The 22,066-nt window shown below is 62.6% G+C and carries 24 protein-coding genes, 3 tRNA genes and 2 pseudogenes; 14 read left to right on the top strand and 15 right to left on the bottom strand.

Annotation, left to right across the window (positions count from 1 at the left end; all coding sequences use genetic code 11):
• Nucleotides 1–78 (bottom strand): annotated as a pseudogene (locus CK224_RS22760) (elongation factor Tu); the annotation flags it as partial.
• A gap of 284 nt (nt 79–362) precedes the next feature.
• Between CK224_RS22760 and CK224_RS22755 the strand changes: the two are divergent.
• A complete protein-coding gene (locus tag CK224_RS22755) occupies nt 363–1,250 on the top strand; it encodes a DMT family transporter (RefSeq protein ID WP_095783300.1) in 888 nt (295 codons plus the stop codon).
• Nucleotides 1,251–1,276: 26 nt separating this feature from the next.
• Here CK224_RS22755 and CK224_RS22750 read toward each other — a convergent pair whose 3' ends face one another.
• Together CK224_RS22750 and CK224_RS22745 are read right to left on the bottom strand one after the other, a co-directional pair.
• Nucleotides 1,277–2,083 carry a sulfotransferase family 2 domain-containing protein gene (locus CK224_RS22750; RefSeq protein WP_280952273.1) on the bottom strand — a complete coding sequence of 269 codons (807 nt, stop codon included), beginning with the start codon at nt 2,081–2,083 and terminating at the stop codon, nt 1,277–1,279.
• A 121-nt stretch (nt 2,084–2,204) separates the two neighbouring features.
• Entirely contained in the window at nt 2,205–2,462 is a 258-nt protein-coding gene (locus tag CK224_RS22745) for a GlsB/YeaQ/YmgE family stress response membrane protein (protein ID WP_095783298.1), read from the bottom strand.
• A gap of 126 nt (nt 2,463–2,588) precedes the next feature.
• Between CK224_RS22745 and CK224_RS22740 the strand changes: the two genes are divergently transcribed.
• Nucleotides 2,589–3,041: a YidB family protein gene (locus tag CK224_RS22740; protein WP_095783297.1), complete on the top strand. Its 453-nt coding sequence runs from the start codon at nt 2,589–2,591 to the stop codon at nt 3,039–3,041.
• 76 nt (nt 3,042–3,117) lie between these two features.
• On the opposite strand, the gene CK224_RS22735 is transcribed toward CK224_RS22740, so the two are convergent.
• Nucleotides 3,118–3,191, bottom strand: a tRNA-Gly gene (locus CK224_RS22735).
• 68 nt (nt 3,192–3,259) lie between these two features.
• A tRNA-Tyr gene (locus CK224_RS22730) sits at nt 3,260–3,344 on the bottom strand.
• Nucleotides 3,345–3,544: 200 nt separating this feature from the next.
• Here CK224_RS22730 and CK224_RS22725 point away from each other — a divergent pair.
• Nucleotides 3,545–4,408, top strand: a complete 864-nt coding sequence (locus CK224_RS22725; protein ID WP_095783296.1) for an RNA methyltransferase — start codon at nt 3,545–3,547, stop codon at nt 4,406–4,408.
• Nucleotides 4,409–4,492: 84 nt separating this feature from the next.
• Here CK224_RS22725 and CK224_RS22720 read toward each other — a convergent pair whose 3' ends face one another.
• The 3 genes from CK224_RS22720 to gcl form a co-directional block, all read right to left on the bottom strand.
• Nucleotides 4,493–5,413 (bottom strand): 2-hydroxy-3-oxopropionate reductase, encoded by a 921-nt coding sequence (locus CK224_RS22720; RefSeq protein WP_245426120.1) that lies wholly within the window; start codon nt 5,411–5,413, stop codon nt 4,493–4,495.
• A 155-nt stretch (nt 5,414–5,568) separates the two neighbouring features.
• Complete coding sequence (otnI, locus tag CK224_RS22715; RefSeq protein WP_095783294.1) at nt 5,569–6,366, bottom strand: 2-oxo-tetronate isomerase; 798 nt, start codon at nt 6,364–6,366, stop codon at nt 5,569–5,571.
• Between the two features lie 27 nt (nt 6,367–6,393).
• Entirely contained in the window at nt 6,394–8,175 is a 1,782-nt protein-coding gene (gcl, locus tag CK224_RS22710; RefSeq protein WP_095783293.1) for a glyoxylate carboligase, read from the bottom strand.
• 201 nt (nt 8,176–8,376) lie between these two features.
• On the opposite strand from gcl, the gene bhcR reads away from it, so the two are divergent.
• Both bhcR and CK224_RS22700 read left to right on the top strand, forming a co-directional pair.
• The gene (bhcR, locus tag CK224_RS22705; protein ID WP_095783292.1) at nt 8,377–9,198 is read left to right on the top strand and encodes an HTH-type transcriptional regulator BhcR; all 822 of its coding nucleotides are present in this window, start codon (nt 8,377–8,379) and stop codon (nt 9,196–9,198) included.
• Nucleotides 9,199–9,361: 163 nt separating this feature from the next.
• Nucleotides 9,362–9,784: a hypothetical protein gene (locus CK224_RS22700; protein ID WP_066989547.1), complete on the top strand. Its 423-nt coding sequence runs from the start codon at nt 9,362–9,364 to the stop codon at nt 9,782–9,784.
• Nucleotides 9,785–9,908: 124 nt separating this feature from the next.
• Here CK224_RS22700 and CK224_RS22695 read toward each other — a convergent pair whose 3' ends face one another.
• Together CK224_RS22695 and CK224_RS22690 are read right to left on the bottom strand one after the other, a co-directional pair.
• The gene (locus tag CK224_RS22695) at nt 9,909–10,220 is read right to left on the bottom strand and encodes a BA14K family protein (RefSeq protein ID WP_066989901.1); all 312 of its coding nucleotides are present in this window, start codon (nt 10,218–10,220) and stop codon (nt 9,909–9,911) included.
• 269 nt (nt 10,221–10,489) lie between these two features.
• On the bottom strand, nt 10,490–10,657 hold the full coding sequence (locus CK224_RS22690; protein WP_082980297.1) for a hypothetical protein: 168 nt from the start codon (nt 10,655–10,657) through the stop codon (nt 10,490–10,492).
• Nucleotides 10,658–10,808: 151 nt separating this feature from the next.
• Between CK224_RS22690 and CK224_RS22685 the strand changes: the two genes are divergently transcribed.
• Nucleotides 10,809–10,884 (top strand) — tRNA-Thr (locus CK224_RS22685).
• 68 nt (nt 10,885–10,952) lie between these two features.
• Nucleotides 10,953–11,156, top strand: coding sequence for a DUF2905 domain-containing protein (locus tag CK224_RS22680; RefSeq protein WP_067321527.1), 204 nt, complete (start codon nt 10,953–10,955; stop codon nt 11,154–11,156).
• Between the two features lie 56 nt (nt 11,157–11,212).
• On the opposite strand, the gene CK224_RS22675 is transcribed toward CK224_RS22680, so the two are convergent.
• Nucleotides 11,213–11,827, bottom strand: coding sequence for a TetR/AcrR family transcriptional regulator (locus CK224_RS22675; RefSeq protein ID WP_066989542.1), 615 nt, complete (start codon nt 11,825–11,827; stop codon nt 11,213–11,215).
• Between the two features lie 92 nt (nt 11,828–11,919).
• Here CK224_RS22675 and CK224_RS22670 point away from each other — a divergent pair, with 92 nt between their 5' ends.
• From CK224_RS22670 to CK224_RS22635, 7 genes and pseudogenes are all read left to right on the top strand, one after another.
• The gene (locus CK224_RS22670; RefSeq protein WP_095783291.1) at nt 11,920–12,993 is read left to right on the top strand and encodes a spermidine/putrescine ABC transporter substrate-binding protein; all 1,074 of its coding nucleotides are present in this window, start codon (nt 11,920–11,922) and stop codon (nt 12,991–12,993) included.
• 7 nt (nt 12,994–13,000) lie between these two features.
• Nucleotides 13,001–13,846, top strand: a complete 846-nt coding sequence (locus CK224_RS22665) for an ABC transporter permease (protein ID WP_095783290.1) — start codon at nt 13,001–13,003, stop codon at nt 13,844–13,846.
• 2 nt (nt 13,847–13,848) lie between these two features.
• Nucleotides 13,849–14,631, top strand: coding sequence for an ABC transporter permease (locus CK224_RS22660; protein WP_095783289.1), 783 nt, complete (start codon nt 13,849–13,851; stop codon nt 14,629–14,631).
• A complete protein-coding gene (locus tag CK224_RS22655) occupies nt 14,628–15,692 on the top strand; it encodes an ABC transporter ATP-binding protein (protein ID WP_095783288.1) in 1,065 nt (354 codons plus the stop codon). Before CK224_RS22660 ends, CK224_RS22655 begins: the two co-directional genes overlap by 4 nt.
• Before the next feature lie 4 nt (nt 15,693–15,696).
• Entirely contained in the window at nt 15,697–16,458 is a 762-nt protein-coding gene (locus CK224_RS22650; RefSeq protein WP_095783287.1) for an MBL fold metallo-hydrolase, read from the top strand.
• A 422-nt stretch (nt 16,459–16,880) separates the two neighbouring features.
• Nucleotides 16,881–17,654: an NAD kinase gene (locus CK224_RS22640; RefSeq protein ID WP_067321550.1), complete on the top strand. Its 774-nt coding sequence runs from the start codon at nt 16,881–16,883 to the stop codon at nt 17,652–17,654.
• Nucleotides 17,655–17,845: 191 nt separating this feature from the next.
• Nucleotides 17,846–19,395: pseudogene (locus CK224_RS22635) on the top strand (DEAD/DEAH box helicase).
• 108 nt (nt 19,396–19,503) lie between these two features.
• On the opposite strand, the gene CK224_RS22630 reads toward CK224_RS22635, so the two are convergent.
• The 4 genes from CK224_RS22630 to CK224_RS22615 form a co-directional block, all read right to left on the bottom strand.
• Nucleotides 19,504–20,115 carry a hypothetical protein gene (locus CK224_RS22630; protein WP_095783285.1) on the bottom strand — a complete coding sequence of 204 codons (612 nt, stop codon included), beginning with the start codon at nt 20,113–20,115 and terminating at the stop codon, nt 19,504–19,506.
• A gap of 243 nt (nt 20,116–20,358) precedes the next feature.
• Nucleotides 20,359–21,009 (bottom strand): OmpA family protein, encoded by a 651-nt coding sequence (locus tag CK224_RS22625; RefSeq protein ID WP_095783284.1) that lies wholly within the window; start codon nt 21,007–21,009, stop codon nt 20,359–20,361.
• A gap of 100 nt (nt 21,010–21,109) precedes the next feature.
• On the bottom strand, nt 21,110–21,478 hold the full coding sequence (locus CK224_RS22620; RefSeq protein ID WP_095783283.1) for a GFA family protein: 369 nt from the start codon (nt 21,476–21,478) through the stop codon (nt 21,110–21,112).
• Nucleotides 21,479–21,653: 175 nt separating this feature from the next.
• Nucleotides 21,654–22,031 carry a hypothetical protein gene (locus tag CK224_RS22615; protein WP_066989898.1) on the bottom strand — a complete coding sequence of 126 codons (378 nt, stop codon included), beginning with the start codon at nt 22,029–22,031 and terminating at the stop codon, nt 21,654–21,656.
• Between the last annotated feature and the right edge of the window lie 35 nt (nt 22,032–22,066).

The raw sequence follows: 22,066 nt of genomic DNA, 5'->3' as shown, positions 1-22,066 counted from the left end.
CGTCTTGCCATGATCGACGTGGCCGATCGTGCCAATGTTCACATGCGGCTTGGTGCGCTCGAATTTACCTTTTGCCATAGTCTCTTTCCTTGGGCGGCCTTGACCTTCAGTTCAGTCGAATGCGGGGCGATTAGCGACAACGGCCGCAAAACACAAGTGCCTTGTGGTTGAGCGTTGTCTCGCTCGAGCCGAACCAATGATCTGATTTCAGGGGTATGGCGCGCATATAGGATCGCGACAGGCGAATTCAAATCCGCGCGTCTTGCCTCGGCAAGCTCATCGACAAGTTTCGCGCGGGTAGACGCCCGATCGGCCGGAACTGGCCCATTGCCGCCCCGATCCGGCTCTGATTTCTTCAGCCAATGCAATTCATTCCGGCAAATATCCGCGGTCCGCTGTTCATGATCGTCTCGACGGGCTCCTACCTCGTCAATGACACGATGATGAAGCTCGCGACCGCAGGGCTGCCGCCTTATGAGGTGCTGCTGCTACGTGGCGCGGCCGCCACACTGTGGGGCATGCCGCTGCTTTTCATGCTGGGCTATGGCAGGCAGATCCCGCTGCTGTTCGAACGCAAGGTGCTGCGCCGGAACCTTTGCGAGCTGGCGGCGATCCTTTGCTACGTCGTGGCGTTGGCCAACATGCCGATCGCCGATTCGACGGCGCTCGGGCAGATCACGCCGCTCATCGTGCTGGTCGGGTCCTCGCTCCTTTTCGGCGAGAAGATCGGCGCCGTGCGAATGGCGCTGATTAGCCTCGGCTTCGTCGGCGCCGTCATGGTGGCGCAACCGACGATGCATGGCATTTCCATCTATGCCTTGCTGGCGCTGGGCAACGCGGCCCTGGCCGCGGCCCGCGACCTCGCCGGACGTAAGGTGGGCGCCGAGGTCCCCGGCATGATCGTCGCCATCTCCGCCGTGGTTGTCGTGCTGCTCGGCTCAGGTGTCGCACACCTTGTCTCGGAACAGTGGGTGATGCCGGAGGGCCGTCATCTCCTTTTGCTTGCCGGCGCCGGCCTGTTCCTGATCTTCGGTCACTTCTTCATCTTCATGGCCTATCGCGTCGGACCGACAAGCGCGGTGGCGCCCTTCTACTATTGCTTCACCGTCTGGGCGGTGATTTCCGGCCTTTTGGTGTTCGGGCAGTTCCCCAACGCGCTCGCCGTCTGCGGCATTCTCCTGGTGATCGGCAGCGGCCTCGCCATCGTCTCGCTCGACGAGCGAAGGAGGCGCTTGAGCGTTGTGGCCTGAGGTCGTCCGGACTGAAAAGCTGAACGCTACAGCCCCACCCTTTTCTTCAACGGACGTTTGGCAAGGAAACCGACGAGGTTGCGCAGCGTGCGCGGGTAGACCAGGCGGCCGTTGCGAAAAGCGGTCAGATTGCCGGCGACATGCAGCGAGGACGTCTCATCGGGATCGCCTTGGGGGATGCCTCCCCATCGTTCCGGATCGTAGTAGTCGACAAGGAAACCGTAGTCGTAGCGGCAGAAGCGCATCGCCTTTCTGAACGCCGCGGGGGACAGATCCGACGGACTGACCTTGCCCCGGGCTGCCTGCAGCCGCGGCATAGAGACTGTCTTGCCGCTGATCGTGGACAGGAAGGCGCCGACCTTGTCCATGTCCTCGAATTTGAAGACGTGCTCGAACAGGAACAGGCTGGAACCGACGAAGCGGCGTGGCGAGGCGACGTGAAAGTGGATGTCCCCTGAGCACGCGCAGTATTTTTCGATGTTGAGGATGAAGGTATCGGGATCCGGGTTGGTCGGCAGCCCAAAGCTCTCGAGTAACGCAAGGTTGGGCGAGCGTGACCGTAGGACATCGGTGTCCAATATCCTGCTGGAATAAGCCGAGAGCAGCCGCTCCAGCGGATCACGAACGATCGTGAATTTGCCGCTGAGCCCGTCATAGACTGGCTCGAACGGATCGGCCCAATTGGTTGCAATTTGACTGTGGACGTCGTTGTCCGGGTCAAGCAGAGCGGTTTGCTTGCCGCCGAGCGCCATCAGCGCATATTTGACGCTGCTGGTGCCGCTTTTCGGGATTGGATAATAGGTGACTGGAAGACCTTGAATCTGGACCGCCATCGCCGTTCCGCCCCACGCCATCCAATGCCAATACGCAGCGCGGTCGCGTTCGACGACCAGCGCTCGGCTGACGATCCCACCACGGCGATCGAGCCGTGGTTTCGCCGATCGTTCGACCGTTCTACAGCGTTCGCCTGCCGGAGAACTGGTGATAGGCCCAGAGCACGACGACCGAGCCGATGACGGCCACAATCAGGCTCCAGATGTTGAGGCCGGTGACGCCCGATGCGCCGAAGGAGCTGAAGATCACGCCACCGACGATAGCGCCGACGATGCCGAGCACGATGTCCATGATCAAGCCCTGACCGGTCTTGTTGACGATCTTGCTGCCGATGAAGCCGGCGATCGCGCCGAGAATGATCCAGCTGATGATGCCCATTTCTTCCCTCCAATCCCCCCGCTGCCAATCATTTTCATATGATTGTCAAAAGCTCAAGACAGCTTGAAAATCCCCCCGGTTGAGCCATTCTGGCGCCGGGTGGACTTGGTTGATAGGAGATCCATGATGGGCCTTTTTGACAACGCCGTTCCCGGCGGCAACATCACCAAACCCCTGATGATCGCGCTCGGCGCGCTGTTGGTCGGCAAGATGCTGAGCGGCAGAAGCGAGGAACAGCCAGCCGAAGCTCAGGCCCCCGCCCCAACTCCCGCCGGAACCTCCGCCGATGGCGGCCTGCTCGGCGGACTGGGCGGGCTGCTCGACAGACTGCGAGACGCCGGCCACGGCAACGTTGCCGATTCCTGGGTCGGCACCGGCCAGAACCGGCCGATCAACGCCAACGATCTCGGCTCGGCGCTGGGGCCGGCGGTGATCCGCGAGATCGCGCAACGTACCGGTATGAACGAGCAGGAGCTGCTGCGGCAATTGTCCACGGCGCTGCCCGGCGTTGTCGACAAGCTGACGCCGAATGGCCAAGTCCCGCCACAACATCAGGTGACATCGGCTTTCAACAGCTAAGCACAAGGCGGGCCGAACACGCCGCGCGCCACGGGTGCTCGGCGTCTTTCATTTGAGGCATACGAGGAGAAAGATCTGGAGCGGGTAGCGGGAATCGAACCCGCATATTCAGCTTGGAAGGCTGCTGCTCTACCACTGAGCTATACCCGCCTGCGCTAGCATCGGAAAACAGTGGCACACTTCCGGTGCTTTTCGTTTCAGGGCTTCCGGGCCGGCAGTGGTGGAGAGGGTTGGATTCGAACCAACGTAGGCTAAGCCAACGGATTTACAGTCCGTCCCCTTTAACCACTCGGGCACCTCTCCAGTCTGCCGCCGGAGCCATGCAACGAGGCATTTCAGCCGACCCGGAGCCCGAGTAAGGATCTTCTCCGAAATCAGCGATGCGCCTTATGGCGGCAAGGCCGGTGGGTGTCAACCGGCGCGGCCAGGGTTTTTCGAGCATGTTCGGCATTCGTCGCCGCAGCCCGTATCCTTAGCCGGCCGGGACGGTTATAGAGGCCGGCATGAGCGACAACAAAAGCAGCAAACCGGGCACCCCGAAGGATACCCACTACGCCAAGCTGAGGCGCGCGCATCGCGACCAGAAGGCGGGCGGCGCGCCGGCATTCCGGCCGCGCCAACCGGTGCCGCCAGGCGAAGGCCCCGCCGACGGACTGGTGCGGCTTTACGGCCTGCACACGGTGCGGGCCGCACTCGACAATCCGCGACGCAAGATCAAAAGAATGCTGGTGACCCGCAACGCCGCCGAGCGTCTGGCGATCGGCGATCTTGCCGCCCTGCTCTTCAAGGCCGAGTTGGTCGAGCCGAAAGATATCGACAAAATCACCGGCTCGGACGCCGTGCATCAGGGCGTGCTGATCGAGGTGGAACCGCTTAAACCCAAGCGCCTTGACACGCTCGGCGACACAAAGCTGGTGCTGGTGCTCGACCAGGTCACCGACCCGCACAATGTCGGCGCTATCCTGCGCTCGGCGGTGGCTTTCGGCGCCGGCGCGCTGATCACGACGGCCCGCCACAGCCCGCAGGAATCGGGCGTGCTGGCGAAATCGGCCTCGGGCGCGCTGGAGCACATCGACCAGATCGAGGTGAAAAACCTCGCCGACGCGCTGGGTCAACTGCACGATGCCGGCTTCCAGACGATCGGGCTCGATTCCGAGGGATCGGCGGAGCTGGAAAAGAGCTTCGCCGGAGGAAAAATTGCGCTGGTTCTGGGGGCGGAGGGCAAGGGCCTGCGCCAGAAGACGCGCGAGACGGTGACGGCGCTTGCCCGCCTGGACATGCCCGGCGCCATCCGCTCGCTCAACGTGTCGAATGCCGCGGCGGTGAGCCTTTATGCGGCGCGAAAATTCATAGCGAATAGCGAATAGCGAATAGCGAATAGCGAATAGCCGAGACACGGCGGCCCGTCGGCCTGCAATCCCTATTCGCTACTCCCTATTCGCTATTCGCTTCTAGGCCACTTCGTGGCCCGCCATCCGCTCCAGCGCCCTGACCAGCGCCGAGTGATCCTCCTTCGCCCCACCATTGGCGGCGCAGGAATTGAACAGTTGCTGCGTCGTCGAGGTGTTGGGGAGCGCAACGCCGAGCGCCTTGGCGCCTTCCAGCGCGAGGTTGAGGTCCTTCTGGTGCAGTTCGATGCGGAAACCGGGCGCGAAGGTGCGCTTGATCATGCGCTCGCCATGCACTTCGAGGATGCGCGAGGCGGCGAGACCGCCCATCAGGGCTTGGCGAACCTTTGCAGGATCGGCGCCGGCCTTCGAGGCGAAGACCAGGGCTTCGCCGATCGCCTCGATGGTGAGCGCCACGACGATCTGGTTGGCGACCTTGGTGGTCTGGCCGACGCCGTTCGGCCCGACCAGCGTGATGTTCTTGCCCATCTTCTCGAACACCGGCATGGCGCGCTCGAACGCCTCTTCCTCGCCGCCAACCATGATGGTAAGCGAGGCTGCCTTGGCGCCGACCTCGCCGCCGGATACCGGCGCGTCGAGATAGTCGCAGCCGAGATCGTTGATCTTCTTGGCGAAGTCCTTGGTGGCGATCGGCGAGATCGAGCTCATGTCGATGACGAGCTTGCCTTTCGACAGAGCTGAAGCGACGCCGTTTTCGCCGAACAGCACATCCGCCACCTGCGGCGTGTCGGGCACCATGGTGATGATGATGCCGGCGGCGCTGGCCACCGCATCATGGCCGGTGACGGTCTTCAGCCCCTTGGCCGCGAGAGCGGCCGGCGGCTTCGAGCGATGGTCGCTGGCGATGACCGGGTAGCCGGCGTCGAGCAGATGCCCCGCCATCGGCGCGCCCATGATGCCGAGGCCAATGAAGCCGATGGTTTCCATTTTTGCGGTCTCCTGAAGATCTTTGTCCGAATGGATCGAAGGCTGGCGCCGCCCCTCATCCGCCTGCCGGCACCTTCTCCCCGTGAAGGACGGGGAGATAAGACAAGCTCCAGCGCTGGCGACCCCTCTCCCCGTTTTTCACGGGGAGAGGGTAAGGGTGAGGGGCAGGGGCGACGCTGGTTGAGAAGCGCCTAAGCCGCCGCACTCCCCTGCCCGGCGAACTGACGGAACCAGCCGAGTCCTACCTCCGTGCCGGCCTTCGGCTTGTATTCGGCGCCGATCCAGCCGGGATAGCCGAGCCGGTCGATATGGTCGTAGAGGAAGGGATAGTTGATCTCGCCCGTCCCCGGCTCGTGACGGCCGGGATTGTCCGCAAGCTGGATATGCGCGATGCGGCCAAGGTTTGCCTCGATGGTACGGGCGAGATCCCCCTCCATGATCTGCATGTGATAAATGTCGTATTGCAGGAACAGGTTCTTCGAGCCGATGCGGTCGATCAGCGCCAGCGCCTGATCGGTGTAATTCAGGAAGAAGCCCGGAATGTCGCGAGTGTTGATCGGCTCGATCAGCAGCTTGATGCTGGCCTGCTCCAGCTTTTCGGCCGCGAAAGCGAGATTTTCGGCAAAGACGTTTTCCAAAGTGGTGCGATCGGCACCCTGCGGCGCGATGCCGGCGAGGCAGTTGACCTGCTCGCAGCCAAGCGCGTGCGCATAAGTGATCGCCTTGGCGACGCCCTGGCGAAATTCAGGCACGCGGTCGGGCAGCACGGCAATGCCGCGCTCGCCCTTTGCCCAGTCGCCGGCCGGCAGGTTGAAGAGAACCTGCGTCAGGCCGTTCTTCTTGAGGCGAGCGGCAACAACGTCCGGCGCATGGTCGTACGGCCCGATATATTCGACGCCCTTGAAGCCGGCGCGCGCAGCGGCATCGAAACGGTCTAGGAATTCGTGCTCCCCGAAGAGCATCGAAAGATTGGCTGAAAAACGCGGCATTCTTTTGCTCCTTCTTTCCGCCGGACCTTAATCGAGCATCACGATCGCCGTCGGCGCATCCTCGTGGCTTTCGGCAAGCTCCTCGAATTCGGTGATCTTGTCGATTTCGGTGCCCATGGAAATGTTAGTGACACGCTCGAGGATGAATTCGAGAACGACCGGGACCTGGTGTTCCTTCATCAGCCGCTCAGCCTCTTTGAAGGCGCCGGCGAACTCTTCCGGCTTGCGCACACGAACCGCCTTGCAGCCCATCGCCTCGGCGACCGCGACATGGTCGACGCCGTAGCCGGCCTCGGGATCGTTTGCCCGGTTGACGTTCTCGAAGGCGAGGCTCACCTCGTAGTCCATCGAGAAGCCGCGCTGCGCCTGGCGGATCAGCCCGAGATAGGCGTTGTTCACGACGACGTGGATGTAGGGCAGCTTGTGCTGCGCGCCGACCGCCAGCTCCTCGATCATGAACTGGAAGTCGTAGTCGCCGGAGAGCGCGACGATGGCGCGATCGGGATCGGCGGCGCGCACGCCGAGCGCGGCCGGCAGCGTCCAGCCGAGCGGGCCGGCCTGGCCGCAGTTGATCCAGTTGCGCGGCTTGTAGACATGCAGGAATTGCGCGCCGGCGATCTGCGACAGGCCGATCGTGGTGACATAGGTGGTGTCGCGGGCAAAAGCCTTGTTCATCTCCTCATAGACGCGCTGCGGCTTCAGCGGCACCTGCTCGAAATGCGTCTTGCGCTTCATGGTTTTCTTGCGCTGCTGGCATTCCTTCGCCCAGCCCGACCAGTCGCGCAGCTTGCCGGCCGTACGCCACTCGGTGGCGACGTCGAGCAGCATCTTCAGCGCCGCGCCCGCATCCGAGACGATGCCGAGATCCGGCGCGAAGACGCGGCCGATCTGAGTGGGCTCGATGTCGACATGGATGAATTTCTTGCCCTTCGTGTACACGTCGACCGACCCGGTGTGGCGATTGGCCCAGCGGTTGCCGATGCCAAAGACGAAGTCGGCCTCAAGCATTGTCGCGTTGCCGTAACGGTGCGAGGTTTGCAGGCCGCACATGCCGGCCATCAGCCGGTGATCGTCGGGGATCGCGCCCCAGCCCATCAACGTCGGAATGACCGGCACGCCGGTGACTTCGGCGAACTCGATCAGCAAATCGGAAGCATCGGCGTTGATAATGCCGCCGCCGGCGACGATCAGCGGCTTTTGCGCCTGGTTGAGCATCGCCAAAGCCTTTTCGGCCTGGGCGCGCGTCATTGCCGGCCTGAAGGGAACCAGCGGCTCATAGGCCTCGATGTCGAATTCGATCTCGGCAAGCTGCACATCGAGCGGCAGGTCGATCAGCACCGGGCCCGGTCGCGAGGAGCGCATCAGGTGGAACGCCTTCTGCAGCGCCATCGGCACCAGATAGGGTTCCATGACGGTGACGGCCCATTTGGCGACGGGTGCTGCGATCGAAGCGATGTCGACGGCCTGGAAATCCTCCTTGTTGAGGCGAGCGCGCGGCGCCTGCCCGGTGATGCAGAGGATGGGAATGGAATCCGCCGAGGCGGAATAGAGCCCGGTGATCATATCGGTGCCGGCCGGACCTGAGGTGCCGATGCAGAGCCCGATATTGCCGGCCTTGGCGCGGGTAAACCCTTCAGCCATGTGCGAGGCGCCCTCGACATGGCGCGCGAGAACGTGGCGGATGGTGCCGCGCGCCTTCAGCGCCGAATAGAGCGGGTTGATCGCCGCGCCCGGCACGCCGAAGGCATTGGTGATGTCTTCCTTTTCTAGAACGAGAACCGCCGCGTCGACAGCGCGCATCCTGGCCATGTTCAGCCTCCACTTCGTTGGTTGGCTTCAGAATGCCAGCGCATTCTCGATTTTTCAATTTTTTCAGAATATTTTTTCATTTCTAGAAAACTGCTGTACATTGCTGAATTCACTGATCTTTTCCTTTTCCAGAAAATCGCTACGGCAGCCAGTGAAAAACTTTTTCATTGTGCTCCGCGCGAAATTGCGGAGAATGCGTGCATGGAAACCACAGAAAAACGCCAACGCGGCCGTCCGCGTGCCTTCAATGGCCCGCAGGAAGCGGCTTCGGTGCAGTCGCTCGACCGCGCGCTGCGCATCCTGGCGATCGTCGCGGACGCCAGCGGCTTGTCCTTGAGCGAGATCGCGGCGCGCAGCGGCATCGCCGCCTCAACGGCCTACCGCATGCTGACGACGCTGGAGAACCACGGCATGGTCGAGTTCGACTCGACCGACCAGCTCTGGTCGATCGGCGTCGAGACCTACCGCATGGGCGCCGCCTTCCTGCGCCGCCGCAAGCTGGTCGACCGCGCCCGCATCGTCATGCAGGAACTGATGGAAAAGACCGGCGAGACCGCCAATCTGGGCGTCGCCGAGGACGATTGCGTGGTTTTTGTCAGTCAGGTCGAGACGCATCAGGCGATCCGCGCCTTCTTCCGGCCGGGCACGCGTAGCTCCTTCCATGCGTCGGGCATCGGCAAGGCGGTGCTGGCGCATCTCGAGCCGGAGCGGGTCGCCGCCATCCTGCGCAAGGCCGGCCTGCAACGCTACACCGACAAGACGCTTTCCGACATCTCGGCGCTGGCTCATGATCTGGCGATCATCAAGCATCGCGGCTGGTCGGTCGACGACGAGGAACGCCATCCCGGCATGCGCTGCGTCGCCGCCGCTATCTTCAACGAGTTCGGCGAGCCGATCGGCGGTGTTTCCGTGTCCGGTCCGACGGTGCGGGTAACGCCGGAGCGCCTGACGGAGATCGGCCCGCTGGTGCGCGAGGCCGCGGCCGAGGTGACGAAGATGATCGGCGGCGTGAAAGCCTACTGACTACGACAGCTTTTGTTTGCGCATGACCCCGGCATCATGCGCCGGGCAGCGCGCTCTTGGCCGCTATCTCGAAGCGGGCCAGACTAAACGTATCGCTGTACACCGTCGGCTGATAGGCCCTGCCATCTTGCCGCGGCGTTCGAATGCATGCGAAAGGGCGGGGATGCTGAAAACGGTTCAACTCTTGCTCGCCGCTTCACTTTGCGGATGCGCCGCCACGACACCGGTGCCGGACTCGAACCGGCAGCGCGTCGATTCCATACCGATCTCGCTCGCCCTCGAGGAGATCATTACCGCCGGCGTCCGCCAGCACTTGAAGGATCCAGTCTCGGCGAAGTTCGGGGCGATGCTTGCCGGTGAGCGGACGTTGAACGGCCGCCAGGAGATCGTGGTTTGCGGCTTTGTCGACGACAAGCGCTCAGCCGGCGGCTCCAGCGACGGCAAAACCTTCATTGCCAAGGTCTACCCGGATGCTGGAAACAGCTTCGAACTTGTCGCGATGAGCGGTGAATCGCCGAATGCCGGGCTTGCTGTTGCCGGCGCCTGCCGCAGCGCGGGATTGGCGATCGAGGCCAAGACCTCCTAGCACCAGGCGAAAAAGGGGCCGCGAAGCCCCCTTTCCGGTTGCGAGACGGTGGCTCTCCTCTGTTTTATCTGGTTTTACGCAATTCCGGACGGAAAACCGCTATGCGGTTTTCCTGGAATTGCTCTCAGAGGCGGCAGTAATGCGGATAGCCGTCGTAGCCGATGTAGGTGTTCGAGCCCGGATCGTAGCTGGCATAGCGGGCCATGCAGCGGCGAACATGCCAGGAACCGTGGTAGCCATCCTCGACATAGACCGTACGCGGCTGCTGAGCGAGCAGGTTGCCCAGGACGAAGCCGCCAACGCCGGCGGCGATGCCGATGCCGAGCTCGCGGCGGTGATGATGGTCGTGAGCGGCCGAAGGCTGGACGGTGCCGGCCAGCGTGCCGGCGGCGACAGAGGTGGCGATAAGGGTCGAAACGAGCGTGCGCTTGAACATGATGATCTCCTTGGTTCCTGACCGAGGCGATCCATCCGCCTCTTGATCATCTGTCGTTGCAGCGCGGAAAAGGTTCGAAGTTTTTTCTGATTTTTTTGAGTGGCCGGAAGCGGCTCAAATCTTTCGGGACTGCTCCTATCTCTGATCGAGGCGACCATTCGCCCCTGGTGATCAGTTGTGGCGGAGCGGTGGCAAAAGGTTCGATGGATGGGTGAATGAGTGAATGGTCGAGAAAACGCCGCCTTTCACCATTCACCATTCACTCCCCTTCACCCCATCCCCGTCACGTGCCGCAGCCAGAAGGCCAGCACGATGAAGCCGATGATCGTGGTGACGCCCGTCCAGTCGATGTTGGCCTTCTTCAGATCGCTGACGGCCTTCATCAGGAGAAGCGAGGTCACGACGATGAGCGGCAGGATGATGACGAATCTGATCATGCGACACCCCGTTCGACGCGATTGCACCCGACAGAGATGTAGGAAGCGGCGCGCCGCTTTTCAGCATGCCGACTAAGCCAAGCGGTCCATTAGCAACCCAAAGCGGAGTTTTGTCTTTACTGGCGCACGAAATGTGCTACCGGAGCGCCGTGCCCTTGTAGCTCAGCTGGTAGAGCAGCGGTTTTGTAAACCGAAGGTCGCGGGTTCGATCCCTGCCGGGGGCACCATCCTTCGCTCTGCCAGCTTTCGAGCATCACTATATTTTGGCAATGCGCTATTTCCGGCAGGTGCTGCCATGTCGCGAACTCTGATCGTCATTGGCCTCAGCATAGTTGCCGCTGGCCTGCTGTGGCCATGGGTAACCAGGATCGGCCTCGGCAGGTTGCCCGGTGATATCGTGATCGAGCGCGAGAATTTCAGGCTCTACGTTCCCATCACCACGGGAATTCTGATCAGTGTCGTTCTCTCGACCATTCTGTGGCTGATCAACCGTCAGTGAGTACGTTCGGCCGCGACGCTTTGCTGAAAGCCCTCTACCTGCTCGCTCTTGATCTTCTATACGCCGATCGCAGCCACCAAGATCCGGTTCTGCCGCCTTATCGCCGCGCGCAGCTCCGGGATTTTCGCCTCGTCGCGCTTCACGAACTCGATGAACATCATGTTCATGTTGTTGAAGATCAGCTCGCCCACCGCCGGGCCATCGATGTCTGACCGCACCAGGCCGATCTCCTGCAGGCGGGCGATGAGCGCCCGGATCTGTTCGGTCAAGGCGCGGTCGAGCGCGGTATAGGCTTGGCCGAACGGGCTGTCGGGCAATTGGGTCGAGATTGCCATCGCCTGCCGCCACATCTCCTTGCTCAGGTAATTGAGCGAGTGCTCGATATAGATGCCGATCAGCCTGTCGAGCGCGTCGCCGACATCGGCCGGCGGGCTGCCGACCACGCCTTGCCCAGCATTCAGCACCTCGTTGACCTCCATAGCCACGATGGCGCCGAGGATGTCACCCTTGTTCTGGTAGTAATTGTAGATTGTGCCGATCGAGACCTCTGCCTGCGCAGCTATGGCCTCGATCTTGGCGCCTTCATAGCCGGCCTCACGGAAAAGCTCCGTCGCCGCATCGATGATGCGGCGGTGCCTGTCCGCCTTCTGCCGTGCGCGCAATCCGCTCATATCGGCCTCTCTGCCACAAAATCATAATTGACTCAATTTTAGAATTGGTTCAACTTTTCCTCAACAAGCCAGCAAGGCAGGGAGAACACTCGATGACTGTCCGGAATCCGCTTTCCAGCCTGAAGTCCCGTCTCGGAGCCGCCTGCGCTGCTGTGGCACTGCTCGCCGCTGGCGGCGCTCAGGCCGCCGATCTCAACGCGCTGATCTGGTGCGACCACTCCGATCCGGCGCTGCTGCAGCCCTTCGAGGAGGCCAACAACGTCAAGGTCAACGTCAAGGAATTCGAGGGCACAGGCGCAGGGCTCGCGATCGTCGATCAGTCGCAGCCGGGCGATTGGGACGTGATGGTGATCGATTCCATCGACGTACCGCGCGGTGTCGAGAAAGGCCTGTTCGAGCCGCTGCCGGAGGACAAGCTGCCTTTCGCCGACCTCTTTCCGGAAGTGAAGATGGACAAGTCCACCGTGGTCGACGGCAAGCGCTACGGCATCACCGAAAAGTTTGGCTACAACACGATCGGCTTCAACAAGACCAAGGTCGATCCGGCCGACATGCAGTCGCTGGCTTCGCTGACCAGCGACAAATACAAGGGCAAGATCGCGATCTACGACTATTACCTGCCGGTCATCGGCATGGCGGCTCTGGCGATCGGCAAGAAGACCGCCGACCTCACCGAGGCAGACCTGCCCGCTCTCAAGGCCGAGCTGCTCAAGATGAAGGCCAACGCCAAGCTGGTCGGGGAAGTCACCGCCAGCCAGACCGCGCTTGCGACCGGCGAGGTGGACGTCCTTGTCGGCGGCGGCGAGTGGGTGACTGCGGGGCTCGCCAAGGAAAACCCGGCGCTCGACTTCTCGATCCCCAAGGAAGGCGCGGTGCTGTGGTCGCAATCGCTTGCCATGTTCAAGGATTCCAAGAACAAGGACATGGCGCTAAAATTCATTCAGTACATTCTGAGCCCGGAAGGCCAGGCGCGCCTTGCCACCTCCTCCTGCTACTGGGGCATGCCGTCCAACAAGAAGGCAGCGCTCACCGACGAGCAGAAGAAGATCCTGCGCTTCGACGAGCAGCCCGGCTTTCTCGCCCGCGCCCAGGCCTATCCGGCGCCGAACGCCGATCTCGACAAGAAGATGCAGGACATGTGGACCGAAATGCTGCAGGCACAGTAATCGGCCGATGAGCGGTTCCGGAGGTAGCCCGCGTGCCCTGCCCTGGGCGCTGGTCACGCCGGCGCTGGCTTGGACGCTTCTGTTCTTCGTGCTGCCCTTCGTTGCCATGGGATTGTCGAGCCTGACGGCGCATGAAGGCGGCGGCTTCACTTTGACCAATTACAGCCAGTTCTTCACCGATCCATCCTACTGGCGGGCGATGGTGAACTCGCTGCAGGTGACCGCAATCGTCACCGTGATTTCGATCGCGCTCGCCTACCCATTCGCCTGGATCCTCGCCGAACAAGTACCGGAGCGCTGGCAGCGATTGGCACTGATGCTCGCCGTGCTGCCGTTCTGGACGTCTTACGTCGTGCGCTCCTATTCCTGGCTGCTCGTGCTGGCGCAGAACGGCGTCATCAATCGGGCGCTCACCGGCATCGGCTTGATCGCGGAGCCGCTGCAGCTTGCGAACACTCGGTTCGCTACCGTCACCGGCTTCGTCCACTTCTTCGTCATGCTGCTGACGCTCACCATCTTCGCCAATCTGAAACAACTCAGCCCGAGCTATCGCAAAGCGGCCGCCGACCTCGGTGCCGGGCCGGTGCGGACCTTCCTGCATGTCGTGCTGCCGCTGACCCTGCCCGGTATCATGGTCGGGGCTTTCCTCACCTTCGTACTCTGCATCGGCGACTACATCACGCCGCAGATCCTCGGCGGCAACAACGAGCTGCTCATGCCGCAACTGGTCATGATGCAGATCGGCCGGCGCGGCGATTTTCCGCTGGCCTCGGCGCTTTCGATCATCCTGATGGCCGTCGTCACCGTCGCCTATCTCGCCTGCGCCCGCTGGCTGAAGATCGAGCGGGCTTGACCATGCGTGCTGCCGTCCGCCTCGCTGCCTGGCTCTACGCGATCGCCGTCTACGGCTTCATCTTCTTGCCGGTGGTCGTGCTGATACTGTTCTCGCTGCAGGCGACCTCTTTCCCCATCCCGCCTTTCACCGGCCCGTCGCTGCGCTGGTACCAGGCGGTGCTGTCCGATGCACGCCTCACCTCCGCGCTGGTCAATTCGCTGCTGGTGGCGGTGCTGTCCTCGCTCGCATCCGTCACGCTCGGCTTCCTTTCCGCCTGGGGTTTCGCGCGCTTCGTGCTGCCGGGCTCGGCCCTGCTGCGCGGGCTGATCACGCTGCCGCTCACCGTCAGCTATCTGATCATCGGCATGGGGCTGCTGGTGCTGTTCAACTGGGCCGGCGTGCCGAAATCGCTCATCGCCGCCGGCATCGGTCATGTGGTGATCAACCTGCCGCTCTGCTTCGCCATCATCTACAGCCAGATGGGCGACCACCAGATCAACATCGAGCGCGCCGCGCGCGACCTCGGCGCTCCCGAATGGAAGGTGCTGCTGATGATCACGGTGCCGGTCATGGCGCCGGCGATCTTCGCCGGCTTCTTCCTGTCGATGACCTTCTCCTGGGACGAGTTCGTCATCTCCTTCCTGCTCACCCGATTCGAGACGACGCTCCCGGTCGAGATCTGGAACCTCTTGCGCTCCGGCCTCAATCCCAAGACCAATGCCGTCGGCTCGCTGGTCTTTGCGGTTTCCATTGTGCTCGTGGTGCTGTTCGAATTGACCCTGCTGCGGAGAAAGCCGGCATGAGCGCCCCATTGGTCGACATCCGCAACGTCTCGCATCGTTTCGGCCACCTTCCCGTTTTGAAGAACGTCTCGCTCGCGATCGAGCCCGGCAGCTACACGATCCTCCTCGGCCCGTCCGGCTCCGGCAAGACGACGCTGCTTTCGATCCTTGGCGGCTTCGTCACCCCCAGCGAAGGCAAGGTGTTCATTCGCGGCGCGGATTGCACCGCCGTGCCGCCGGCCAAGCGCCCGACGACGACCGTCTTCCAGGACTACGCGCTGTTCCCGCATATGAGCGTCGGTAAGAATGTCGGCTTCGGGCTGCGCATGCAGGGCGTCGATGGCGCGACGCGGACGGCAAAGGCACGCGAAGCGCTCGCCCTCGTCGGGCTTGCAGACTCCTTCGACAAGAAGCCGCACCAGCTCTCCGGTGGCCAGCGCCAGCGCGTGGCGTTGGCGCGTGCGCTGGTCATCGAGCCGGCGGTGCTGTTGCTCGACGAGCCGCTCGGCGCGCTGGATCTTAAGCTGCGCCGGCAGATGCAGGACGAGTTGAAAGCGATCCAGAAGCGGGTCGGCACCGCTTTCGTCCATGTCACGCACGACCAGGAAGAAGCGATGGCCCTGGCCGGCCATTGCGTGGTGATGAATGATGGGCGCATCGAGGACGAAGGACCGCCCGAGCGAGTCTATGCGCGGCCGAAGACTCGCTTCTCGGCGACCTTCATGGGCGAAAGCACGATTCTTGCCGGCAAAGCCGGCGAAACACAGGATGGACGCGTCGCAGTGGCGACCAGGCTCGGGCCGATCTCGCTGCCCGGCACGGCGCCGGCTGGCGCGGCTGTGGCGCTTGCCATCCGGCCCGAGCACCTCATCCTTGCGGGAGCGAAAGGCGACGTTGCGCTCGGCACCGCCAGAGTGAGCGACGTCGTCTTCCAAGGGAGCTTCAAGCGGGTGCTCGCCACCTCGGCGCAGGATCCTGCATTGCAGTTCATCGCCAAGGCACCAGCTCCCGCGACCGTCCAGGCCGGCGACACGGTCGCGGTTTCATGCGACGCTCAAGACATCATCCTGCTGGCGGACTGATCCAATGAGCATGCTTCCGGTCATCGAGGCTCCGGACTGGTACGAGAGCATCCGCATGAGCGACGACGTCACGCTCATCCATGAGCCATGGATAAAGCCGTTCTTTCGCTGCAACATCTGGCATGTGCGCGGCCGCGACGGCGATCTTTTGTTCGATACCGGCCTCGGCCATTTCAGCCTGCGGCGCCATGTGCCGCTGGTCACCGAACGCAAGCTTGTCTGCGTCGCCAGCCACACGCATTTCGACCACATCGGCTGCCACCACGAATTTCCGGATCGCTGCGTGCATTCGGCTGAAGCCCAGATCCTCGCCGATCCGCGCAACGAGTGGACGGTCGCCGACCGCTACGCGACAGACGAGATGTTCGACGGCATGCCCGACGGATGGGATACGGCCAGCTACCGCATCCCGCCTGCGCCGGCCAACCGGCTGCTTGAGCAGGGCGACCTTGTCGATCTCGGCGATCGTGCCTTCGAGGTCATCCACACGCCTGGCCACTCCCCCGGCGGCATCGCGCTCTACGAGCGAAAGACCCGCATCCTCTTGTCCGGCGACATCGTCTATGACGGGCCGCTGATCGACGACGTCTACCACTCCGATATCGGCGACTATGTCGAGACGCTGCTTGCCATGCGCGACCTCGACGTCTCGGTCGTGCATGGCGGCCATTTCCCGAGCTTCGGCAAGGTGCGCTACCGCCAGTTGATCGACGAGTATCTTGCGCAGAAGCGGCAGGCGGGCTGTCACCTGCTGCAGAACCGCTAGCGCTTTAAAGCGCCCTTTGCGGACAGGGCATCCCGGCGGCGTCGCCGCAGCGGGAGGCCGTCGGATGTGGCCGCTGGCTCATCTCCTCCGAGTGGCGCACAAGCTCGGCGAAGATGAGGGCGAAACTTCCCATCATCAGGAAGACTATGATCAGACGCGTCACTGGCAATAGATAGGTCTCTCGACTGGCCAGCCCCCGCCAACCCATCCACTGCCGGCTAACATGATCGATCCGGCTTTACGAGTGTTTAAGCCTGGTCTTAACCATTGCAGCCATCACATTCGTTGCATGGCTGTCACGAAGCGCGAGCGCCAACGCCTATCGGCATGGCGGGGCGCACCGCCCTTTGCAGATGCGGTCGGCGCATGCTACGCCGTCGCCTGCGCGACCGGCAGGCGGTAGCGGTCGCCGTTCGGGATCCATGAGCAAAGAAACCAGCCGTTTCGCCTTCGTCTCTTCCGACACCGACGACGCCCGCGCGGCGCTGGAAACCTTGTCGGCGCGCTATGGGCAAATACCAGTCGCCGAGGCGGAGATCATCATCGCGCTCGGCGGTGACGGCTTCCTGCTGCAGACGCTGCGCGACACGATGAGCACGGGCAAGAAGGTCTACGGGATGAACCGTGGCACCATCGGCTTCCTGATGAACGAATATCGCGCCGGCGGCCTCGATGAACGCATTTCGAAAGCGGTATCCGAGACGATCCGCCCACTGGAAATGCAGGCGGTGACTCACGAGGGCGAAACGATCTCGGCGCTGGCGATCAACGAAGTGGCGCTTTGGCGCCAATCCTATCAGACCGCGAAAATACGCATCACCGTCGACGAGCAGGTGCGGCTGGAGGAATTGAACTGCGACGGCGTCATGATCGCGACACCCGCTGGTTCGACAGCCTACAATCTGTCGGCGCACGGGCCGATCCTACCGCTCGACGCGCCGCTTTTGGCGTTGACGCCAGTGAGTCCCTTCCGGCCCCGGCGCTGGCGCGGCGCGCTGCTCTCCAACAAAGCGATCGTGCGCTTCGACATATTGGAGTCGGAAAAGCGCCCGGTGAACGCCGCCGCCGACCACACCGAGGTCAAGGCGATCGCCTCTGTCACGGTGCGGGAATCGCCGACCGCGACGGCGACGTTGCTGTTCGATCCCAATCATTCATGGAACGAGCGTATTCTTGCCGAGCAATTCCGCTATTGAGCCGGTAGAAGACAATAACCCCGATTAAGCATCGCAATTAAGGTTACGTGTTCACAATCCGCCGGATTCCCGGCCGTTTCTGTTGACAAATCGCGGACTTGCGCCTAACTGCAACCCGATCTTGCAGGCGCGCGGCGCCCGCCGCAACGCGTGTTGCGATTTTTCCCGAACCAGCCAAAGACAGCCACAACTTGTCCGCAGACACTCAGACCGCTCAAGAAGCGTTGACGTTCACAGACCTCGGCCTGTCGCCGAAGGTCCTCTCCGCAGTCACCGATGCCGGCTACACCAAGCCTACCCCGATCCAGTCCGGCGCCATTCCGCATGCGCTGCTTGGCAAGGATGTGTTGGGCATTGCCCAGACAGGCACCGGCAAGACCGCTTCCTTCGTGCTGCCGATGCTGACCCGGCTGGAAAAGGGCCGTGCGCGTGCCCGCATGCCGCGCACGCTGATCCTCGAGCCGACACGCGAACTCGCCGCCCAGGTCGAGGAAAACTTCGTCAAATACGGCAAGAACCACAAGCTCAACATCGCGCTGCTGATCGGCGGCGTCTCCTTCGAGGAGCAGGACAAAAAACTGGAGCGCGGCGCCGATGTGCTGATCGCCACGCCCGGCCGGCTGCTCGACCACCGCGAGCGCGGCAAGCTCTTGCTCAACGGCGTCGAGATCCTCGTCATCGACGAGGCCGACCGCATGCTCGATATGGGCTTCATCCCGGATATCGAGCGCATCTGCGAGATGATCCCGTTCACGCGCCAGACCCTGTTCTTCTCGGCGACCATGCCGCCGGAAATCACCAAGCTCACCGAAAAATTCCTGCATGCGCCGGTGCGCGTCGAGGTATCCAGAGCCGCGTCCACCGCGACCAGCATCACGCAGCGCCTGGTGAAGTCAGGCTCCAAGCCGTGGGACAAGCGCGAGACGCTTCGCAATCTCATGCGGGCCGAAGAGTCCGATCTGAAGAACGCCATCATCTTCTGCAACCGCAAGGTCGAAGTGTCGGAGCTTTTCCGCTCGCTGCTGAAGCATGATTTCGACGCCGGCGCGCTGCATGGCGACATGGATCAGCGCGCCCGCATGCAGATGCTTGCCAATTTCCGCGATGGCAAGCTGCGCTACCTCGTCGCCTCGGACGTCGCCGCCCGCGGCCTCGATATTCCAGACGTCAGCCACGTCTTCAATTACGACGTGCCGATCCATGCAGAGGATTATGTCCACCGTATCGGGCGCACCGGCCGGGCCGGCCGCTCCGGAAAATCCTTCACCATCGCGACGCGCTCCGACACCAAATATGTCGACGCCATCGAAAAGCTGATTGGCGCCAAGATCGAATGGCATGACGGCGACCTGTCAACGGTCGCCGAGAGCGAAGGCGAAGAAGCGCCTCGCCGTGGCCGCGGCGCGCCGGTCGCAAGGACGAGGACCGCAAGAGCCGTGGCGAGCGCAAGAAAAGCGCGGACCGCCACGCCAGGCACAGCGACGACGAGACGCCGGAGACACCACGCGAAGAGCAGCCGGTGGCCGAGATTGCCGATATTGCCGAGCGCCGCGCCCGCAAGGATGCGATCCGTTCCGAGAACGACCGCAAGGGTTCCGACAACCGCAACGAGCAGCGCGGGGCTTCCCGTCCTCAGCGCGACCACAGCCGCCCTGGCCGCCACCGCCATGAAGAGGACGACGCGACCGTCGGCTTCGGCGATGACGTGCCCGCCTTCATGCGCATCGTCGCGAAGGTCTGACCTCAATACCGCGTCGGCAACAACGAGGCGGCCCCGAATGGGGCCGTTCCTCTACTGCCGTTTCGCTCGAAGGATACAAGCGCTTTGCCGGGATTGTCCTGCTGCCGCTTACATCGGCCCGGGCATCATCTTGGTCGGCTTCTCCAGCATCGGAAACTCGGCGTCGCTGCATTTCACCTTCGGGTTCGTCGGGCTGAACATGCCGTTCGGATTGTCCCTGAACAGCCAGGCGTGAAGATCGTAATGGACGAACTCCTTCGGGATGAGCGGATAATGCCCCTCCATCGGACCCATGAATTTCTGGCCGAATAGGCTCGGTGGTTCCTTGACATCCGGCGTCAAGGGCACCAGCCATTCTACGGCGACCAGCTTCAAGCCTTTCTTGGTCGGTTCGTAAATGAGCACGTTGGGCTTCATCGGGTCGAGCTTCTGGCCGACGCTCGGAACGTTGACGAAATGGATGCCCATGGCGCCCTTCGGATATTCCATCGTGCCCGGAATCTTCTCGCCCGAGTAGTAGACGCAGCCAACGGTCGACAGATAGAGGTCGCGGACGGCGGCCGTGTAGTCCTCATATTTGGCCAGCGATTTTTTCAGAGCTTCGATGTCGGCCTTGTTGGCGTCTTCGGCCCGGGCCGTGGCGGCTCCAACCCATGCGCCGCCCAAGAGGCCAGTCAAAACGAGGACGCCGCAGCGCCCAAGACGAGTCGTTCTTGTCATGCATTCCTCCCAGATTCTTGAACTGGCCGTGCAAGACCGAGGCGGAAAAATGCTGATTGCGCGGCCGTTGTACCGCCTCATCCCCGCTGGACAGCGTCGATGCTAGTCCTTTCCAAGGCGATGGAAAGGCATCAATTAGAACTAGCTAACGCCCCTACGCGTTGACCCATCTCGAGGTCAAACAAAACGGCCCTCGCGGGGCCGTTTTGCATAGTAGAGTAGTTCTCCTGGCAGCAGCTTCTATCAGGTCAGCGGCGACAGCTGGATCTCGACGCGACGGTTCTGGGCGCGACCGGCAGCCGTCGCGTTGGAAGCAACCGGACGTGTCTTGCCGAAGCCGGTGACGGCGAAGCGGCGGGAATCGACGCCCTGGCCCGACAGGTAGTTGGCGACGGCCAGCGCACGGCGCTGCGACAGGTCGAAATTGTGCTCGTCGCCGCCAGTCGAGTCGGTGTGGCCGAAGACGTCGACGGTCGTCTGGCGGAACTTGTTCAGCACCAGCGCCACCGAGTTCAGCACCGGATAGAAGCCCGGCTTCACCGCGTCCTGGTCGACGTTGAAGGTGATGTCGGACGGCATGTTGAGAATGATCTGGTCGCCGCTGCGGGTGACGCTGACGCCGGTGCCCTGCAGCTGACGGCGAAGCTCGGCCTCGTTCTGGTCCATCGTCGCGCCGATCGCGCCGCCGGCAAGGGCGCCGATGCCCGCACCGATCAGCGCGTTGCGGCGGTCGTTGCCGCCGGCCAGCAGACCAAGGCTGGCACCCGCCAACGCGCCGAGGCCGGCGCCGGCCGCGGTGTTGGAGATCTTCTGGTCGCCGGTATACGGATCGGTGGTGGTGCAGGCGCTCACGAGCACAGCCGTCGCCACGGCGACGAGCACGGTCTTCTTCATAAGATTGTCCCTCTCCAAATCGCGGCCGTTGCAGCCGCGCCAAATCAGCCCTTCCGCACGCGTTGTACCATGAATTGCGGCAAAAAGCGGAACGGCAAAGCTACCAGAGGTTCTTGCCGTCGATCACCACCACTTCGACGCTGTCCAGGTCGAAGTCGTCGAACAGGCGAGAGTTGACGCTGATCCTCGGGTTGTCGAAGTCGGGCTGGCCCGTCGACCAGTCCGGCGTTTCGGTGAAGGTGCCGCAGCCGCAGGTCGAGCAGAAACCATGCTTTATAGTTTTCGAGCCCCAGCGGTAGAAGGAGACGTTCTCAGGCGGGCTGGTGAGCTTGAATTGCGACGGGACGTAATAGGCCCAGAGCGACCCGCGCTTGGAGCAGAATGAGCAGGTGCATTGCGTCACCGTCTGCGGCGCCTCGGAGACTTCGAAAGTCGTGGCCTTGCAGTGGCAGCTTCCCTTGATGATCATGGATCTCTCCGTTGTCCGCCGCCCGCCCCGCACAGTTCCGTGCGGAAGACGCCGCGGAACTTCCGTGGCAGCAAGGCAACATAAAGACGTCGTCCTGACAACCGTTCGTCAGCAGGCGCAGTAGCGCCCGGTCGAGAGGCTCACATGCTTTCGGCACTGCCTGGCCGCGGCAATCCTAGTAAGAGGGCGGCGGCACGAACAGGCAGATGGTCTTGCCGGCGTCCAATCCGGCCTGGTGCGCGCACCAGTGATATTCGCCATCAGGCGAATCCTTGACCCGCTTGTCGCTGTAGGCGACCACCTCGCCCGTGCCTTTTATCACATAGCCTTCCGGCCGCTCGCCGATCGATGTCTGTGGCACCTCCTTGCAGTCGTAGTTGGCGCAGCAGGCAAAGGGATAGCTCCAGGCTTGCGGAAGCACCGCCGTAGGTTTGGCGTCGTGCGCGACGGCAGTAGCGGTCAGCATCATGGTCCCGAAGGTGGCGAACAGGGAAAACAGGAGCCGGCCGGCCGGGCGAACGGCTCGGGCCGATCTTGACTTGGCAGCAGACATCGAAGCGTTCCTTTCGAGCATCAAGCGTTTTGTCG

The organism is Mesorhizobium sp. WSM3862 (assembly GCF_002294985.1).
Classification (GTDB): Bacteria; Pseudomonadota; Alphaproteobacteria; order Rhizobiales; family Rhizobiaceae; genus Mesorhizobium.
Note: the sequence above shows the minus strand (reverse complement) of the source record. Positions and strands in the feature narration are given on the sequence as shown.

Excerpts from the sequence above, each read along its gene's own strand:
- bhcR (WP_095783292.1), top strand. The coding sequence starts at position 8,377 with ATGGAAACCACAGAAAAACGCCAACGCGGCCGTCCGCGTGCCTTCAAT.
- gcl (WP_095783293.1), bottom strand. The coding sequence starts at position 8,175 with ATGGCCAGGATGCGCGCTGTCGACGCGGCGGTTCTCGTTCTAGAAAAG.
- CK224_RS22680 (WP_067321527.1), top strand. The coding sequence starts at position 10,953 with ATGTCGCGAACTCTGATCGTCATTGGCCTCAGCATAGTTGCCGCTGGC.
- CK224_RS22660 (WP_095783289.1), top strand. The coding sequence starts at position 13,849 with ATGCGTGCTGCCGTCCGCCTCGCTGCCTGGCTCTACGCGATCGCCGTC.
- CK224_RS22740 (WP_095783297.1), top strand. The coding sequence starts at position 2,589 with ATGGGCCTTTTTGACAACGCCGTTCCCGGCGGCAACATCACCAAACCC.
- CK224_RS22670 (WP_095783291.1), top strand. The coding sequence starts at position 11,920 with ATGACTGTCCGGAATCCGCTTTCCAGCCTGAAGTCCCGTCTCGGAGCC.
- CK224_RS22640 (WP_067321550.1), top strand. The coding sequence starts at position 16,881 with ATGAGCAAAGAAACCAGCCGTTTCGCCTTCGTCTCTTCCGACACCGAC.
- CK224_RS22700 (WP_066989547.1), top strand. The coding sequence starts at position 9,362 with ATGCTGAAAACGGTTCAACTCTTGCTCGCCGCTTCACTTTGCGGATGC.
- CK224_RS22665 (WP_095783290.1), top strand. The coding sequence starts at position 13,001 with ATGAGCGGTTCCGGAGGTAGCCCGCGTGCCCTGCCCTGGGCGCTGGTC.
- CK224_RS22630 (WP_095783285.1), bottom strand. The coding sequence starts at position 20,115 with ATGACAAGAACGACTCGTCTTGGGCGCTGCGGCGTCCTCGTTTTGACT.
- CK224_RS22655 (WP_095783288.1), top strand. The coding sequence starts at position 14,628 with ATGAGCGCCCCATTGGTCGACATCCGCAACGTCTCGCATCGTTTCGGC.
- CK224_RS22625 (WP_095783284.1), bottom strand. The coding sequence starts at position 21,009 with ATGAAGAAGACCGTGCTCGTCGCCGTGGCGACGGCTGTGCTCGTGAGC.
- CK224_RS22745 (WP_095783298.1), bottom strand. The coding sequence starts at position 2,462 with ATGGGCATCATCAGCTGGATCATTCTCGGCGCGATCGCCGGCTTCATC.
- CK224_RS22615 (WP_066989898.1), bottom strand. The coding sequence starts at position 22,031 with ATGTCTGCTGCCAAGTCAAGATCGGCCCGAGCCGTTCGCCCGGCCGGC.
- CK224_RS22675 (WP_066989542.1), bottom strand. The coding sequence starts at position 11,827 with ATGAGCGGATTGCGCGCACGGCAGAAGGCGGACAGGCACCGCCGCATC.
- CK224_RS22725 (WP_095783296.1), top strand. The coding sequence starts at position 3,545 with ATGAGCGACAACAAAAGCAGCAAACCGGGCACCCCGAAGGATACCCAC.
- otnI (WP_095783294.1), bottom strand. The coding sequence starts at position 6,366 with ATGCCGCGTTTTTCAGCCAATCTTTCGATGCTCTTCGGGGAGCACGAA.
- CK224_RS22620 (WP_095783283.1), bottom strand. The coding sequence starts at position 21,478 with ATGATCATCAAGGGAAGCTGCCACTGCAAGGCCACGACTTTCGAAGTC.
- CK224_RS22750 (WP_280952273.1), bottom strand. The coding sequence starts at position 2,083 with ATGGCGGTCCAGATTCAAGGTCTTCCAGTCACCTATTATCCAATCCCG.
- CK224_RS22690 (WP_082980297.1), bottom strand. The coding sequence starts at position 10,657 with ATGATCAGATTCGTCATCATCCTGCCGCTCATCGTCGTGACCTCGCTT.
- CK224_RS22650 (WP_095783287.1), top strand. The coding sequence starts at position 15,697 with ATGAGCATGCTTCCGGTCATCGAGGCTCCGGACTGGTACGAGAGCATC.
- CK224_RS22695 (WP_066989901.1), bottom strand. The coding sequence starts at position 10,220 with ATGTTCAAGCGCACGCTCGTTTCGACCCTTATCGCCACCTCTGTCGCC.
- CK224_RS22755 (WP_095783300.1), top strand. The coding sequence starts at position 363 with ATGCAATTCATTCCGGCAAATATCCGCGGTCCGCTGTTCATGATCGTC.